12 protein-coding genes, 1 rRNA gene and 2 riboswitches are annotated in these 16,361 nt (G+C 45.4%); of the genes, 12 read left to right on the top strand and 1 reads right to left on the bottom strand.

Annotated elements, in window-relative coordinates; all coding sequences use genetic code 11:
* Positions 1-33: 33 nt before the first annotated feature.
* From FQV30_RS11960 to FQV30_RS11955, 3 genes are all read left to right on the top strand, one after another.
* Positions 34-1,278: a helix-turn-helix domain-containing protein gene (locus FQV30_RS11960; RefSeq protein WP_255473430.1), complete on the top strand. Its 1,245-nt coding sequence runs from the start codon at positions 34-36 to the stop codon at positions 1,276-1,278.
* Positions 1,269-1,439, top strand: coding sequence for a hypothetical protein (locus tag FQV30_RS17985; RefSeq protein ID WP_186725639.1), 171 nt, complete (start codon positions 1,269-1,271; stop codon positions 1,437-1,439). The genes FQV30_RS11960 and FQV30_RS17985 overlap by 10 nt, the downstream gene beginning before the upstream one ends.
* 144 nt (positions 1,440-1,583) lie before the next feature.
* The gene (locus FQV30_RS11955; RefSeq protein ID WP_146500757.1) at positions 1,584-2,252 is read left to right on the top strand and encodes a GNAT family N-acetyltransferase; all 669 of its coding nucleotides are present in this window, start codon (positions 1,584-1,586) and stop codon (positions 2,250-2,252) included.
* Between the two features lie 12 nt (positions 2,253-2,264).
* Here FQV30_RS11955 and FQV30_RS11950 read toward each other — a convergent pair whose 3' ends face one another.
* Positions 2,265-2,819, bottom strand: a complete 555-nt coding sequence (locus tag FQV30_RS11950; RefSeq protein WP_255473429.1) for a GNAT family N-acetyltransferase — start codon at positions 2,817-2,819, stop codon at positions 2,265-2,267.
* A 237-nt stretch (positions 2,820-3,056) separates the two neighbouring features.
* On the opposite strand from FQV30_RS11950, the gene ilvD reads away from it, so the two are divergent.
* The 9 genes from ilvD to FQV30_RS11905 all read left to right on the top strand — a co-directional run.
* Positions 3,057-4,739 carry a dihydroxy-acid dehydratase gene (gene ilvD / locus FQV30_RS11945; RefSeq protein WP_146500387.1) on the top strand — a complete coding sequence of 561 codons (1,683 nt, stop codon included), beginning with the start codon at positions 3,057-3,059 and terminating at the stop codon, positions 4,737-4,739.
* A 465-nt stretch (positions 4,740-5,204) separates the two neighbouring features.
* Positions 5,205-6,674 carry a nicotinate phosphoribosyltransferase gene (locus FQV30_RS11940; protein WP_146500386.1) on the top strand — a complete coding sequence of 490 codons (1,470 nt, stop codon included), beginning with the start codon at positions 5,205-5,207 and terminating at the stop codon, positions 6,672-6,674.
* Positions 6,675-6,688: 14 nt separating this feature from the next.
* Positions 6,689-7,516 (top strand): ammonia-dependent NAD(+) synthetase, encoded by an 828-nt coding sequence (nadE, locus tag FQV30_RS11935; protein WP_146500385.1) that lies wholly within the window; start codon positions 6,689-6,691, stop codon positions 7,514-7,516.
* Positions 7,517-7,677: 161 nt separating this feature from the next.
* The gene (locus FQV30_RS11930; RefSeq protein ID WP_146500384.1) at positions 7,678-8,628 is read left to right on the top strand and encodes an AAA family ATPase; all 951 of its coding nucleotides are present in this window, start codon (positions 7,678-7,680) and stop codon (positions 8,626-8,628) included.
* On the top strand, positions 8,625-9,839 hold the full coding sequence (locus FQV30_RS11925; protein WP_146500383.1) for a DUF58 domain-containing protein: 1,215 nt from the start codon (positions 8,625-8,627) through the stop codon (positions 9,837-9,839). The genes FQV30_RS11930 and FQV30_RS11925 overlap by 4 nt, the downstream gene beginning before the upstream one ends.
* Positions 9,836-12,025 carry a transglutaminase TgpA family protein gene (locus FQV30_RS11920; protein WP_146500382.1) on the top strand — a complete coding sequence of 730 codons (2,190 nt, stop codon included), beginning with the start codon at positions 9,836-9,838 and terminating at the stop codon, positions 12,023-12,025. Before FQV30_RS11925 ends, FQV30_RS11920 begins: the two co-directional genes overlap by 4 nt.
* 32 nt (positions 12,026-12,057) lie before the next feature.
* Positions 12,058-12,159, top strand: a riboswitch (purine riboswitch).
* Between the two features lie 125 nt (positions 12,160-12,284).
* Positions 12,285-13,823, top strand: coding sequence for a glutamine-hydrolyzing GMP synthase (guaA, locus tag FQV30_RS11915; protein ID WP_146500381.1), 1,539 nt, complete (start codon positions 12,285-12,287; stop codon positions 13,821-13,823).
* 183 nt (positions 13,824-14,006) lie between these two features.
* Positions 14,007-14,108, top strand: a riboswitch (purine riboswitch).
* A 123-nt stretch (positions 14,109-14,231) separates the two neighbouring features.
* Positions 14,232-15,572 carry an NCS2 family permease gene (locus FQV30_RS11910; RefSeq protein WP_146500380.1) on the top strand — a complete coding sequence of 447 codons (1,341 nt, stop codon included), beginning with the start codon at positions 14,232-14,234 and terminating at the stop codon, positions 15,570-15,572.
* A 707-nt stretch (positions 15,573-16,279) separates the two neighbouring features.
* Positions 16,280-16,361: ribosomal RNA gene (locus FQV30_RS11905) — 16S ribosomal RNA — on the top strand; the annotation flags it as partial.

The following is a 16,361-nucleotide window of genomic DNA, read 5'->3' as shown; positions in this document are numbered from 1 at the left end:
ATATTTCAGTATTCATACAAAAAGGGTGAGGCTATGAACGTTGGTTCCGTCATCAAATATTACCGCTCGAAACATCAGCTTACACAGCAGCAACTGGCAGAAGGCATTTGTTCAATCTCGCATTTAAGCAAAATTGAATCCAATTCCTATATTCCCCATGAAACAACCACTCGAGCATTGCTGGCAAAGATGGGGGTCCAGTGGAAAACTGAAATTGAGAAGCATAAGCGGCTTGAACAAGAGCTTGGTGAATTTATTGACTGCTCCATACACTTTGATCTTGCGGCTATGCGCAAGCGGTATGAAGAGCTTGAACAGGAAAACGACTATATCCAGTCTACGGAGCTCGTGAACCAATACGAGCTTTACAAATTCCGTTTTTATACATTTGATAATGATCATGGAAAGGCGGAAAGCCAAAAAAATTTGCTTGAGCGCCTTAAGGGTTCTTTCAGTGCTCCTGAAAAGTGGCTTTATCACTTTTTCCTTTCTGTTTACTATACTATGAAAGGACGGACCGAACAGTCACTGCAATTGTTGGATGGGCTTGAAGAAGGGATACAAAACATCCCGCAAAAATTCGAAGGGGAATATTATTATCAGAAAGCGCGGCTGTTGACTCTCCAAGACCGTTATGAGCGTTCAGCTTTTTATGCGGAGTTGGCTGTGCGGAATTACCAGTTTCATTATAATTATATCCGCCTGCTGCATGCGCAATTGCTGCTGGCAATCAACTACACAAGAAGAAACATGTTTGTGCAGGCGGCTGAGCTATATGTAATATTAAAGCGGAATTCTTTGATTACCGGCCAGCTGGAATTGCATTATCAGGCAATCTACAATCAGGCGGAACTCCTTAAGAAAAAGGGGGAGAACAGCCAAGCAGTAAAAGAACTCCAAGAAATCAAAAGCAAGATTCCATCGGATTCATACTTTTTCAAGGCAATCCTGGTTAGTATACTGGAAGCTGCAGTAGAAACGGGACAAGATACAAAAGGGTTCATCCGCGAATTGCAGGAAGCGAACGCTGGGAAAAAGGAAGAATACTTTCAGATCTATATTGACTATTTCGAAAAACGAAGGGTTTCCCAATCAAAACTTTTGACCCATCATGAAGAAAAAATGTTCCAATTTTTCAGAAATAATGGTTATATAAGGGAAGCGAAAAAGCTTGCCTTCCAGCTCGCCCTTCATTACCAAAAGAAGAAAGAGTGGGAAAAGGCGCATTTTTACAGTGTTTATCAAGACCGGAATGGTGGTGAATTGGCATGGCATTGAAAAAGGCGATTTTGGCTGCTGCGCTTTGTACCGGCTTTCTTGCAGCTTTCCCGTTATTTTCTTTAATCGGTTTTATACAAACAGAATCATTGGCTGCTGCATCTGATTTCCAGAAAGCGGCGCCAATGGACAAAGGACCGCATGTTTTGCCGCCATTTTAAAGCCGATCCGAAAATCGGCGATGGATTTTCAAAACCCTTTCCGTTGAAAGGGTTTTTTACTTTTTTATAATATGCTGTGCAAACAAGAAAACAGAATTGTATAGTTGAAAGAGATGAATTTCTTGGAGTAAGGGAGTGGTTAATTTGTACCGAAAAGAGTGCTTCGTCTTTCAAAAGAATGAACCGGTGCTGGCTAAGGTTAGAAATTACAAGGCAAGCGATTTTGAAGCTTTGATTGCGGTTCAGCAAGAAAGTTTTCCTCCGCCGTTTCCATCTGATTTATGGTGGAAAGAAGAACAGCTGAGGAGCCATATCAACCATTATCCGGATGGCGCATTTTGCGTGGAAGTCAATGGAGAAGTTGTCGGGTCGATGACAGGGCTATTGATTGATTTTGATCCGGAGCATCCTGAACATACGTGGGAGGAAGTGACTGCGAATGGCTACATAAGCACGCATAACCCAAATGGCAAAACTTTATACATAGTGGATATTTGCGTCAAACCGGCTTTTCGCCAATTGGATCTGGGAAAGCTGCTTATGCAGGCAGCATATGAACGGGTGGTGCATGACCGGTTGGAGCGGGTGCTTGGAGGGGCAAGGATGCCGGGATACCATCGGCACTCAGACCAGCTTTCGCCAAGCCAATACGTGGATAAGGTGATCGACGGCGAATTGCGTGATCCGGTTATTACATTTTTAATGCGCTGCGGCCGGACGCCGGTCTGTCTAGTGCCGAATTATTTGGATGATGAAGAATCCCATAACCACGCTTTGCTGATGGAATGGAAAAATCCTTTTCAGCAAATGTAGAAAGAGGCCCCGTCAGCTGGTGAAGGGGGCCTCTTGTTTATTTGCCTGAAGGTCGAGCTGATATGCCAAGACAATGATGCCGTCGTCCAATGGTTCAAAATCAAGTGTTGGAACCCGCTCGAAACCAATACTTTCATATAATTTCATGGCGCTTTCCATAAAGTTTCCTGTATGGAGCCCAATTCGTTTTTCTCCCAGTTCCTTTGAAACTTCGATGCAATGATGAACGAGCGCTTTTCCGACGCCATTGCCCCGGAATCCGGAATCCACAGCGAGCATGCGGATTTCGGGATACTCCAAAACTTCGGTGTCCCATTCGTATGCTTTTGCCTTTGGGGGGAATAAAGCGACGCTTCCCGCTATCTGGCCATCTATTACAGCAACGAACAGGCTGACGTCCGGGTGTTTATCGCTCTCTTTTGACAGCGTCCCTGTTAAAACACGCCAATGTTCCGGAGAAATGAGATTTTCGTATTGTCCATAAGAAGCGAGCCTTTGGTTCCGGATGGTTTCATATTCAGAGGAATGGGCTTTTCTGATCAGCAGCTGGATCGCCTCCTTTTGCACTTATTATACAAGATGGGGCTTTGCTTTTCTGTATTTTATTTTTAGCGAAGAGGGATCCGGGTTTTCCGGATTCCTTAGAGAACACTCAAAAGCTTAGGGCGCTGAAATTCTCTGTAATTGGCTCGGAATGAAGTTTTTTCACCAAATAAATTGTTTTAATAGGATAAAATATTTTAAAATTCATTGAATTGTGTAAGAACTTCTCTATAATAAGTAAAAAGAAAGGATAGATGCAGCATGAAAAAAGATTTGCGGATTAACAGTAAAGTATTCGATGGAGCGATGAAAGCACCGAACCGGGCGATGTTGCGGGCAGTTGGCGTAACGGATGAAGATTTCAAAAAGCCGATGATCGGCGTCGCTAGTACATGGAGCGAAGTAACGCCGTGCAACATACATATTGATGATTTGGCGACGAGTGCGAAAAAAGGGGCAAGAGAAGCTGGGGGAGTGCCGCTTATTTTTAATACCATAACAGTTTCAGACGGCATTTCGATGGGAACCGAAGGCATGAAGTATTCGCTTTCCAGCCGTGATGTTATCGCGGATTCCATTGAAACGGTTGTTGGGGCTGAAAGTTTGGATGGACTGGTAGCGATCGGCGGCTGTGATAAAAATATTCCTGGATGTTTGATTGCGATTGCGAATTCCGAAGTTCCGGCTGTTTTTGTTTATGGAGGGACGATTGCGCCAGGGCGCCATAACGGGCAGGACATTGACATCGTTTCTGTTTTTGAAGGCGTCGGGCAGCATAACAATGGCGACATCAACGATGAAACGTTGCGTAAAGTAGAATGTGGAGCTTGCCCGGGTGCCGGATCTTGTGGCGGCATGTATACAGCGAACACGATGGCTTCTGCTGCAGAAGCAATGGGCATGAGCTTGCCGGGCAGTTCTTCCAATCCGGCAGTATCTCCGGAAAAGTTGGCGGATTGTGAAAAAGCGGGCGCGGCCGTGCATAATTTGCTTGAACTTGGCATTTATCCGAAAGACATTATGACAAAAGAAGCGTTTGAAAATGCCATCACGGTAGTCATGGCCCTAGGCGGATCGACTAATGCTGTTTTGCATCTGCTGGCGATTGCGCATGCGGCAGAGGTGGATATAACAATCGACGATTTCAACCGCCTCCAAAAAACAGTTCCGCATTTAGCAGATTTAAAACCGAGCGGCAAATATGTTATGCAGGATCTTCATCGTGTCGGTGGAGTGCAGGCTGTCATGAAGATGCTGCTTGAAGCAGGTTACCTTCACGGAGATTGCATGACTGTCACCGGAAAAACAGTGGCTGAAAACTTACAGGATGCACCTAGTCTTACTGAAGGACAGCAAGTGATCATGCCATTCGATAATCCGAAACGGAAAGACGGCCCGCTAATCGTATTGAAAGGCAATCTTTCTCCAAGCGGGGCGGTCGCAAAAGTATCCGGTGTCAAAGTCAAACGCCACACAGGCCCGGCGCGCGTCTTCGATAACGAGCCGGATGCAACAGCAGCCGTTATGGCCAATGAAATCAACGACGGCGATGTATTGGTCATTCGCTATGTGGGTCCAAAAGGCGGTCCGGGAATGCCCGAGATGCTGTCGATTTCAGCCATTCTAGTAGGAAAAGGCATGGGCGAAAGCGTCGCTTTATTGACGGACGGACGTTTTTCTGGAGGAACACACGGGCTGGTCGTTGGACATATCGCACCTGAAGCACAATCGGGAGGCCCGATCGCTTTGCTGAAAGAAGGCGATATGGTGACTATCGATTCGGATCTTCAGGAGATTTCCGTGGATGTATCGGAAGAAGAGCTGGAAGAACGCCGCAAGCAATGGGTGGCTCCGCCGCTCCACAGTAAAGGCGTCCTTGGAAAATATGCGCACAACGTTTCTTGTTCATCCAAAGGAGCCGTCACTGACTATTTGAACCGCTGATTGGTGCGAAAACGAATTGGAAAAGGGCTATCCTCGATGTGAGGATAGCCCTTTAATTTGTAAGGTAACATAAAATAGATTTGATTCAATTTTTCAACCCACTTTAATGGGGATAATTTCCATAGAAAGATTTATCTTTCAGTGCCGCGGTCATTGTTCCACTGGTGGCTTTCTAACTTAAGCAACGTAAACCCTGCCTTCTTTTACGTCCTTGCGATCCTTAAATCGCGCCAGTGTGAATAAGTATTCTCAAAAACTTTACGTAGAATGCCAGTATATCAAAAATACCTCTTTGCTACCTCGATGTTAACTGATTTAATATACCATGCTGGAAATGGATTGTCAACAAGAAGTAAGGGGTATAAAAACTAAAAGCTGATTATGAGGAAGAATGGACTTACGTTTATTGATAAGACCTTACTAGTGTATAATTGGTTTTATTACTGATGGTGGAAGGTGAAGTTTATGCAAAAACGCTACACGGACGATAGTTTGGTTCTACATACCGATTTATACCAAATCAACATGGCGGAAGCTTATTGGGCGGATGGCATGCACGAACGAAAAGCGGTGTTTGAACTGTTTTTCAGGAAATTGCCGTTCGGGAACGGCTATGCAATTTTTGCGGGGCTTGAACGGTTGCTTGAGTACTTGCGGAACTTCCGCTTTTCAGACAGCGATCTTGAGTATTTGCGGGAAGAAGTAGGATATAAAGAAGACTTTATCGAATACTTGAAGACGGTCCGATTTACCGGAAATGTCTATTCCGTAGTTGAAGGGGAAGTGGTTTTTCAGAACGAGCCGCTCCTTCGAATAGAGGCTCCTCTTGTCGAAGGCCAACTGATTGAGACCGCCCTGCTCAATATTGTGAATTACCAAACACTTATTGCCACAAAAGCTAGCCGCATCAAGCAAATTGTCAAAGAAGAACGTGTAATGGAATTCGGGACAAGGCGCGCCCAAGAAATGGATGCTGCCATTTGGGGCACCAGAGCTGCTTTTATCGGCGGCCTTGAAGCGACCAGCAATGTCCGGGCAGGGAAAAAGTTTGGGATACCGGTTGCCGGAACACACGCCCATTCGCTTGTACAAGCGTACAAAAACGAGTACGAGGCCTTTCATTCTTATGCGAAACGCCATAAAAACTGTGTGTTTTTAGTAGATACATACGACACGTTAAAGTCCGGCCTGCCGATTGCCATTCAAGTGGCCAAAGAGTTGGGGGATAAAATCAACTTCGAAGGAATCCGCCTGGATAGCGGAGATATCGCTTTCCTGTCGAAAGAAGCGCGTAAGATGCTCGATGAAGCAGGGTTCCCGGATACTAAAATTGTCGTCTCGAATGATTTGGACGAATACACCATCCTGAACTTGAAGGCGCAAGGCGCGCGTGTCGACTCATGGGGAATCGGCACAAAATTGATAACTGCTTATGACCAGCCGGCGCTTGGGGCCGTCTACAAATTAGTATCGATTGAAAACGACCACGGATTCATGGAAGATACGATCAAAATTTCCGGAAATGCGGAAAAAGTGACGACGCCTGGATTGAAAAAAGTTTACCGCATTATAGATAGGGAAAACGGAAAATCAGAAGGCGATTATATTGCGATGCAAGATGAAAATCCAGCCTCTGAAAAACGATTGAAGATGTTCCATCCTGTCCATACGTATGTCTCGAAATTCGTGACGAATTTTGAAGCGGTCGACATTCATCAGCTTGTGGTCGAAAACGGGGAAATCATTTACGAGAATCCGCCATTGCAGAAAATGCAGGATTATGCGCGAAACAGCTTGAACCTGCTTTGGGATGAGTACAAGCGCTCCCTGAACCCAGAGGAATACCCGGTCGACTTGAGCCAAAAATGCTGGGACAACAAGATGCGGAACATCCAGGAAGTTAGAGATGCAATCCACCAATATTTAAGAGATTAGAAAGGGGAAAACAAATGTCAACGTTGCAGCAGCAAATCATTGAGGAACTGAAAGTACAACCTTCTATAAATCCGAAAGAAGAAATTGAACGGACCATTTCGTTTTTGAAAAGCTATGCAAAAAAGCATTCTTTCATAAAAGGTTTTGTGCTCGGAATTTCTGGGGGGCAGGACTCGACGCTGATGGGCAAACTGGCTCAAATGGCAGTCAACGAACTGAATGAAGAAGCTGGGGAAGACAAATACGGCTTCTATGCAGTCCGTCTTCCATACGGCAAACAATTTGATGAACATGATGCACAGGATGCAATCGAGTTTATCCAGCCGACAAAAGTTTATACGGTGAATATTAAAGAAGCGGTCGATGCCAGTGACCGTGCATTGAACGAAGCGGGCATAGATTTGAGTGATTTTGCTAAAGGAAACGAAAAGGCCCGTGAACGGATGAAAGTCCAATTTTCAATTGCATCTTACCATGGAGCAATAGTGCTTGGGACAGACCATGCAGCAGAAGCGATTACCGGATTTTACACGAAATTTGGCGACGGGGCAGCAGATTTGACGCCGCTATTCCGGTTGAACAAGCGGCAAGGGCGTTCCATGCTAAAAGAACTTGGAAGCCCGGAGCATTTATACATGAAGATTCCGACTGCAGATCTGGAAGAAGAAAAACCGGCCATTCCGGATGAAGTCGCTTTAGGGCTAACATATGACATGATTGATGATTACCTGGAAGGCAAAAAAATACCAGAAGATGCACAGGAAAAGCTGGAAGGCTATTATTTGAAAACCCAGCATAAACGCCATCTGCCGATCACTGTGTTTGATGATTTCTGGAAATGAACCACTGAAACAGAGCAGCTTTTATAGCGCTCTGTTTTTATTTTTGCAAAAAACGATTTAAGGGTTGCGAAAGTTGAGTTCTGTCCCGGAATTCGTTATGCTAGATGATAATAATGTGACAATATTCAAACAGCTATAGCTACTCATTGGAGGAATCTAGGATGAAGGCACAAGAACGATTAGAGCAAGTGATTGATAACATAGAAAAAGTGATTATCGGTAAGCGGAATATCGCTGAATTGAGCATCGTTGCGATGTTATCGCACGGCCATGTCTTGCTTGAAGATGTTCCGGGAGTCGGAAAGACGATGTTGGTGAGGGCATTGGCGAAGTCGGTGGGCGCGGATTTCAAGCGCATTCAATTTACGCCAGACCTTCTTCCTTCCGATGTTATCGGTGTTTCGATTTACAACCCAAAAGACATGGAGTTTCATTTTCGCCCGGGTCCGATTATGGGGAATATCGTTCTGGCGGATGAAATCAACCGAACTTCGCCTAAGACCCAGTCCTCTCTGCTTGAAGCAATGGAAGAAGCTTCCGTGACAATCGATGGTGTAACAATGCAAATCCCGAAACCTTTTTTCGTTATGGCGACCCAGAACCCAATCGAATATGAAGGGACTTATCCGCTGCCAGAAGCCCAGCTTGACCGCTTTCTGCTGAAAATCAAAATGGGCTACCCTTCTTCAAAAGAAGAAATGGAAGTGTTGAGCCGTTCGCAAATTTCCGCTCCGATTGAAGATCTCCGGTCTGTCATTACACTTGAAGAGCTGATCCGGCTCCAAGAAGAAGTGAAATTGGTGAAAGTCGATGAAACCATCCGGAGCTATATCGTTGAACTGGCACGGCATACGCGTACGGAACCTTATGTGTATTTGGGGGTCAGCCCGCGCGGATCGATCGCTTTGATGAAAGCTTCCCAAGCGTACGCGATGTTGAAAGGGCGCGATTATGTAACGCCGGACGATGTGCAGCATTTGGCGAAGTTCGTTTTTGGCCACCGTATCATGCTGCGCTCTGAAGCCCGTTATGATGGCGTGACTGCAGAAGAAATCACAGACCGTATTCTGGCGAAGACACGTGTGCCTGTCCAAAGGTATGTCGGCCAATGAGCCAGGCCAAACATTTTCTTGATTTATGGGGGAGGCTGGTCTTTGTACTGGTCATCCTTATACTTACTTTTTCGTTTGCCATGTTTCAAGGCGGCTTTGTCAGCTGGTTTATTTTTTACATGGCTCTTCCGTTTGCACTATACTCCTTACTGCTGACATTTTATCCACTGCAAGACATTCAAGTGACTCGTAAAATCCACACCGCCCAAATAAGGAAAGGCGGGAATTTCTCGGCTACGATCGACATTCGTCGCTCTTTTCCTTTTCCTTTGCTGTACACTGTTCTCAGTGAAAAGACCCAGTCAACCGCTCTGAAAAAACGCATTGAAGTTGAACGGAAAGACATGTTGGTTCCGGGATTCCGGAAATCCTACTCTTGGACTTATGAAATTGAAAATATGCCGCGCGGGGAACACGTTTTAGAGGGCATCCAGATTGAAATTGGCGACTTTTTCGGATGGGTGAAAAAGTCGAAGCTGCTGCCATTAAGGCAAGTTGTCCTCGTATACCCGAATGCCGTCGAGATAGCATACCGCCCAATGGAATCGAGATATGACCAAGGGGCGATGGCTGCTCCTTTCACGCTTGTCAAAGATACGACTACAGCCGCTGGGATAAGGGATTATTCCCCGGGGGACCGGGTTTCGTGGATCCATTGGAAGTCATTTGCCCGCACGCAGACTATGCGGACCAAAGAATTCGAAGACCGGCAGTCCCAGGATCTGTTTTTGCTTGATGACCGTTTGCCATCAGACCGGTTCGAAACCCAAGTTGAACTGGTGGCTTCGATTCTCCAATCAATTGTCCGTTCGCATTCCAATGTCGCTTATTTATCAATCGGTAAAACGCATGATTATTTTCCGGTTATCCAAACCGAAGAACATTTGCAGCGGGCGATGTACCATTTGACTAAAGTGCAGGCCGATTTGGAAAAGCCGGTAGAAGAAGTGGCCGCCCAAGATCTGTTGCAAGTGAAAGCTTCGAGTTTATTGTATGTCACGAGCCGTCTCACAATGGATATGGTTTCCAGTATTCAACGAAATGTCAAGCATCTGAATACATGCATGTGCTTGGTTGTAGCGGACAAAGGGGAAAAAATTTCTGCGGAAGATGAAGTGACGCATCAGTTTGCCCGCTCTAAGGGGTTTATCGTCAAAAGAATCGGCCCAGAGAATTTTTCATCGGTGTTTACGGAGGTGAGCCGAAAGTGAATAGCATCCGAAAAAACAAAGTGTTTATGGCGGTATTGTATGTGCTGGTCTTTTTATTGCTGGCCGAATGGCTGACTCCGGTGATGTCTTTGACGGCTACTGCCCATAAACCGCTTTTTCTTATATTTATAGGGCTAGGGCTAGTGATGGCGCTGGCGAAAGTGCCGTGGTGGATTTCCGGTCCTGTCAAAACCATTTATGTTTTATGGTTCATTGTCTATGTCTATACAGGACAGGGGTTCTTTTCGAACAGCTCAATTGTCTTCCTGTGGTCGGATTTTACGGCGAATTTCATAGCGTTGACTTCCCAGAACTGGGCGGAAACGACAGACGTTTTTAGGACCGTTCTGTTTTTTGCTTTGTTATGGATGGCTGTCTATTTGATCCATTACTGGGTGAGTTTCCGGTTGAGCATATTTCTGTTTTATCTGCTTACTGTGGTGTTTATCGCGGTATTGGATACATTCAGCCCTTATACCGGGGATACCGCTATAATCCGGATCATGGTCATTGGACTCATGCTTGCAGGACTTTTGCATTTAGCGCGCTGGATAGAAACTCATCGCATTCCCGTGAAAATCGATAAAATCGCAACTTATGTTATTCCGCTGTTTCTAATGGTGGCCGCTTCAACTGCTGTGGCACTCTATCTGCCAAAATCAGGGCCTATTTGGCCGGATCCGGTTCCTTACATCACTTCCTTTTCAGGAGAAGCGGGCACCGGTCCAGGAGGAGCAGTCGGCAGAATCGGCTATGGCGTCGACGATTCACAGCTTGGCGGATCATTTATCGGTGATGATACACCCGTGTTCCGGGCGGAAGTGGAAGACGGGCAGTATTGGAAAGTGGAATCGAAAGATTTTTACACGACGAAAGGCTGGCGGGTAACGAGGAATGTTGGCGATACAATTGTCTATGGCAATGAACAGCAAGTCGACACAGACTTTGCACCAGGGGATCCAGACCAAGAAACGACCGCTTTATTGTCGATGGAGCAAGATTTTCCGTTTGTCTTGTATCCATATGGAACCAAATCGTTCTTAATGAATGAAACGCCGGATTACGAATATGATACTGCGGATCAGCGGTTCGATACTTTTCTCAATGGCTCAGTTTTCGAACCGGAGCTTTATGAAGTCGAATTTTCGGAGCCGTCGTTCAGTTTAACTGCCTTGCAAGAAACGTCAGTTGAAGATTTGGAAGAATTGCCTGCGGAGTTTGACCGGTTTGTCCAGCTCCCAGATGAGTTGCCCCAGCGGGTAAGAGACTTGGCGGTGGAAATAACCGAAAGCTCCGACAGCGTTTATGATAAAACACGGGCGGTCGAGCGGTATTTCAGCAACAATAATTTTGAGTACAGCCAGCAGGACATCCCTATTCCTGAAGAAGGGCAGGATTATGTGGATCAATTCCTGTTTGAAACAAAAAGGGGATATTGTGACAACTTCTCTACTTCAATGGTCGTGCTGCTGCGGGCGCTTGATATTCCGGCACGCTGGGTAAAAGGCTTTAATGAAGGAGAATTGATCAATGCGTCTGATGGCCGGGATGTTTACGAAATCACCAATAACAATGCGCATTCATGGGTAGAGGCTTACATGCCGGGTGTCGGTTGGATGCTTTTTGAACCGACTATCGGTTTTACGGGTTCCTCGGACGTGGAATTTGATTTGGAAACAGGGGAAACCACCCCGGAAGATGCCGAAATGCCAGACCGTCCAGATCCGCTTCAACCTGAAGAACCAGAAATGGACGAAGCGGGAACGGAAATTTCAGGGCCTACAGTCCGGGAGCGGCTAAACCAGTTCTTCACTGAAAACAAAGCGAAAATCATATGGAGCCTCATCGGCTTGGCTTTGCTTGCGGCGCTCTTGTTCAAAATGCGCAGCAAATGGCTGCCGAAAGTGCTGATTCCGTACTACCGTACACGCAGCGGCAGTGCCCAAACCTTTGAGAAAGCTTACTTGAGGCTCTTGAAACAGCTTGATCTGTACGGCATCAAGCGGGGGGAGGGGCAAACTTTGCGTTCTTACGCAGCATACATCGACTCATTTTTTGGAACGCATGAAATGTCCCGGTTAACCGCAGCCTATGAGCGGTCGGTTTATGGAGGAAACGGCGATTCTGTGGATTGGCATGAACTGAAGGAAAGTTGGGAAAATTTAATCAATCGCACAAGCGGTTGATTTTGAGTGGTCCAGCTTGTACAATTGAGAAAATTATAAATTACAAGTGCCCTCATATATGTCCGATGATATGGATCGGATGTCTCTACCAAGTCCCCGGAAATGACTTGACTATGAAGGTGGATGCTGCATGCCGTTTTGGCGTGCGCATTCACTTTTTTGATGTAGAGCAGGAGAACGCGAGGAATATTTTCGCGTTCTTTTGTTGTTTTGGGAACTTAATTGAATAGAAGAGGTGAAAGTTGTGCCAGTTAGTCCAATGTTGAAAGAGCAAAAGAAAATCGTCGTGCTGGATTTCGGCAGTCAGTATAATCAGTTGATTACACGCCGCATTCGTGAAATTGGAGTTTACAGCGAATTGCATCCGCACACAGTAACAGCTGATGAGATCAAAGAAATGAACGCGACAGGTATTATTTTCTCAGGTGGCCCGAATTCTGTTTACGATAAAAATGCATTTTCGGTAGATGACGCGATTTTTGAAATGGGTCTTCCCATCTTAGGCATTTGCTACGGCATGCAATTGATGGCGCTGCACCTTGACGGTAAAGTGGAAAAAGCGCAAAACCGAGAATACGGAAAAGCGGAACTCAAGCTGACAAAAGAAACAAAGCTGTTCAAAGGTTTGCCTGAAGAACAGATTGTATGGATGAGCCATGGCGATTTAGTAACCGCAGCCCCTCCTGGGTTTGATGTGATTGGAACAAGCGCTGGCTGTCCGATCGCTTCAATGGCAAATGAAAGCCGCGGATTCTACGGTGTTCAATTCCACCCGGAAGTGCGCCACTCAATTTACGGCAACGAGCTGCTGCGCCAATTTGTTTTTGATGTTTGCGGCATGAGCGCAGATTGGTCGATGGAAAACTACATCGAACTTGAAATCGAAAAGATTCGCGAAGAAGTCGGCGATAAAAAAGTTCTTTGCGCATTAAGCGGGGGTGTGGATTCTTCGGTTGTAGCTGTGTTGATCCATAAAGCGATTGGCGATCAGCTGACATGTATGTTCGTCGATCATGGGCTTTTGCGAAAAGGTGAAGCGGAAAGCGTCATGAAAACTTTCGCTGACGGATTCCACATGAACGTTATCAAAATTGACGCTCGTGAACGCTTTATGAAAAAGCTGGAAGGCGTATCCGACCCTGAAACAAAACGCAAAATCATCGGCAACGAATTTATTTATGTGTTCGATGATGAAGCGTCTAAGCTTGAAGGCATGGACTTCTTGGCGCAGGGGACACTGTATACAGATATTATTGAAAGTGGAACAACCACTGCCCAAACGATCAAATCCCACCACAACGTGGGGGGATTGCCGGAAGATATGCAGTTCAAGCTGATCGAACCGTTGAACACTTTGTTCAAAGATGAAGTCCGTGCTCTTGGAACAGAACTTGGCATGCCGGACGAGATTGTTTGGCGCCAGCCATTCCCGGGTCCAGGCCTTGGCATCCGTATTATGGGGGCTATTACAGAAGAAAAATTGAACATTGTCCGCGAGTCGGATTGGGTTTTGCGTGATGAAATCAAAAAAGCAGGGCTTGACCGTGACATCTGGCAATACTTCACGGTGCTTCCGGATATCCGCAGCGTTGGCGTGATGGGAGACGCCCGTACGTATGATTACGCAATCGGCATCCGTGCAGTTACTTCGATCGATGGCATGACTTCGGATTGGGCGCGTATACCATGGGATGTACTGGAAAAAATCAGCGTTCGTTTAGTCAATGAAGTAGAGCACATCAACCGGGTTCTTTACGACATCACGAGCAAGCCGCCTGCAACTATCGAGTGGGAATAATATAAAGCGAAAAAACCCTTCTGGACTGCTTTTGGCATCTCGGAAGGGTTTTTTAATAGGGTTAAACTATCCTTCGTTTTGAAACAGTGAAATATTATTGAAAATTCACGAACTTTGATGTGGTATTTTTTTTTATTGTTCGGATTTAGTATTGTTTTAAGGGGAGAATGATGTTATCCTACAAAAGAAATTAAATAACGTTGTCGTATAATGTCGGGGATATGGCCCGAAAGTTTCTACCGAGTTACCGTAAATGACTTGACTACGATTTTTATCCATTCTATTAGAAGAAGTGGATGCCTTTCAGATGGTTTGACCATGGAAGGAAAAATCGAACGCATACGGCAAATCGCTGTGTGCGTTTTTCTGTTTTTAAGGCATGTGTGCGACAACACACGGAGGAAGAACATGAAGAAGTATTTTTTATTTGATGAACTAGGGACAAACTATCGCCGTGAAATTATCGGCGGGCTAACTACGTTCTTAGCGATGGCCTATATTTTAGTGGTAAACCCGCTAACGTTGACGCTAGATTCCGTTCCGGATCTTGATGCATCGTTAAGAATGGATTATGGCGCTGTATTTATGGCAACTGCACTGGCTGCCGCGATTGGTTGTTTGATTATGGGGATTTTAGCGAAGTATCCGATTGCGCTCGCTCCTGGAATGGGATTGAATGCATTTTTCGCCTATACAGTTATTCTGACATACGGCATTCCTTGGCAAACTGCATTGACCGGCGTTTTATTTTCTGGACTTATATTTATTGTTCTTTCGTTATCAGGAATTCGTGAAACAATCATCAATGCTATTCCAGCCGATTTGAAATTGGCTGTCGGAGCAGGCATCGGATTATATATCACTTTTATCGGTTTTCAAAATGCGGGAATTATCGTTGCTGATCCTGCCACTATGGTCGGTTTAGGAAACTTATCGAATGGTTCTACACTGTTGGCGATTTTCGGGTTGATTGTAACAGTCATTTTCATGGTCCGCCGGATCAAAGGAGGAATCTTCTTCGGGATGATTCTTGCCGCTGTTGTCGGAATGATCTTTGGCATTGTAAACTTGCCAAGTTCAGTTATCGACTTTAACGTTCCGAGCATGGCCCCGACATTTGGCGTGGCTCTGGATCCAATCCTGCACGATCCAAGTTCGTTGATGACCCTTGAGTTTCTTATTATCGTGCTGACTTTCTTGTTCGTTGATTTCTTCGATACTGCTGGAACTCTAGTGGCAGTAGCTAGCCAAGCCCGCCTGATGAAGGACGACAAATTGCCGAGAGCCGGCAAGGCATTGCTGGCGGATGCAGTTGCTACGGTAAGCGGGGCGATCTTTGGGACATCAACTACAACATCTTATATTGAATCGACTGCCGGCGTAGCAGCTGGAGCGCGTTCCGGCTTTGCCGCTGTTGTTACAGGCATTTTGTTCTTAGTATCTATTTTGTTCTATCCGCTGCTAGAGGTGATAACTAGCGCAGTAACTGCACCAGCTTTGATCATTGTCGGTGTCCTTATGGTTTCTGCAATCGGAAGAATTGACTGGACGAAATTTGAAATTGCTGTTCCGGCTTTCTTGACGATGATTGCGATGCCGCTTGGCTACAGCATCGCAACCGGCATCGCGATCGGTTTTATCTTTTATCCGATCACGATGATAGCAGCGGGCAAAGGGAAGCAAGTGCACCCGATTATGTATGGCTTGTTCATTATTTTCATTTTGTATTTTATCTTCTTAGTAGAATGACAAAAAACCCGCCAGTTACTGGCGGGTTTTTTGTATGCAAAGATTTCCTGTTAATATAGAAGGAAGATGCAATAGGAGAGGCTGGCGCATGCATTTTTTATAGAAATCAATCTATAGGAGATGTTAAGGCCAAGACTGGGGAGCCGGAGATGCCTTTGCAATTCTCAGAGCTTTCTATGAAAAGGAAAATATCCCTTTCAAATTTGTAATATCTTTGTCATTTATTTATTAGAATTTTCTGTTATAATTAGTTTTACAGCAGAAATAATAATTTTATGTTTTATTATTTATTTTCTGATAATTAATTGACATTTATTATTGATGCTGGTATATTAGAAAGTGTCCCCAGAATAATAAGTTATAAGATTGCGGGACGCGAGTTGACTTTGCATTGGATATAATATAGAATGATAAAGCTGTCGGAGATTCAGGCAGTCCCGTATCATCTTATTGAAAGTTTTAGTTGACACGGATTTCTGTAAGTGATATATTGTTATAGCTGTCGCGAAAGGCAGTGCAATTTGAACCTTGAAAACTGAACAGCAAAACGTCAACAAAGATTGTTGAGGCGTTCCGAACGCCGAAACAAATTTCTGCGAGAGCCGCTTTGGCGGCTTGAGCAAACAACTACTGATCAAGCCTGGCTAGATCAAGCGATTCGCGCGTCCTTCGGGACGGCGAGCGCCAGCATGAGCAATCAAGCTTCTATAATGGAGAGTTTGATCCTGGCTCAGGACGAACGCTGGCGGCGTGCCTAATACATGCAAGTCGAGCGGAACCCGGGGAGCT

Source organism: Planomicrobium sp. CPCC 101110 (genome assembly GCF_007859395.1).
GTDB lineage: Bacteria > Bacillota > Bacilli > Bacillales_A > Planococcaceae > Planococcus.
Note: the sequence above shows the minus strand (reverse complement) of the source record. Positions and strands in the feature narration are given on the sequence as shown.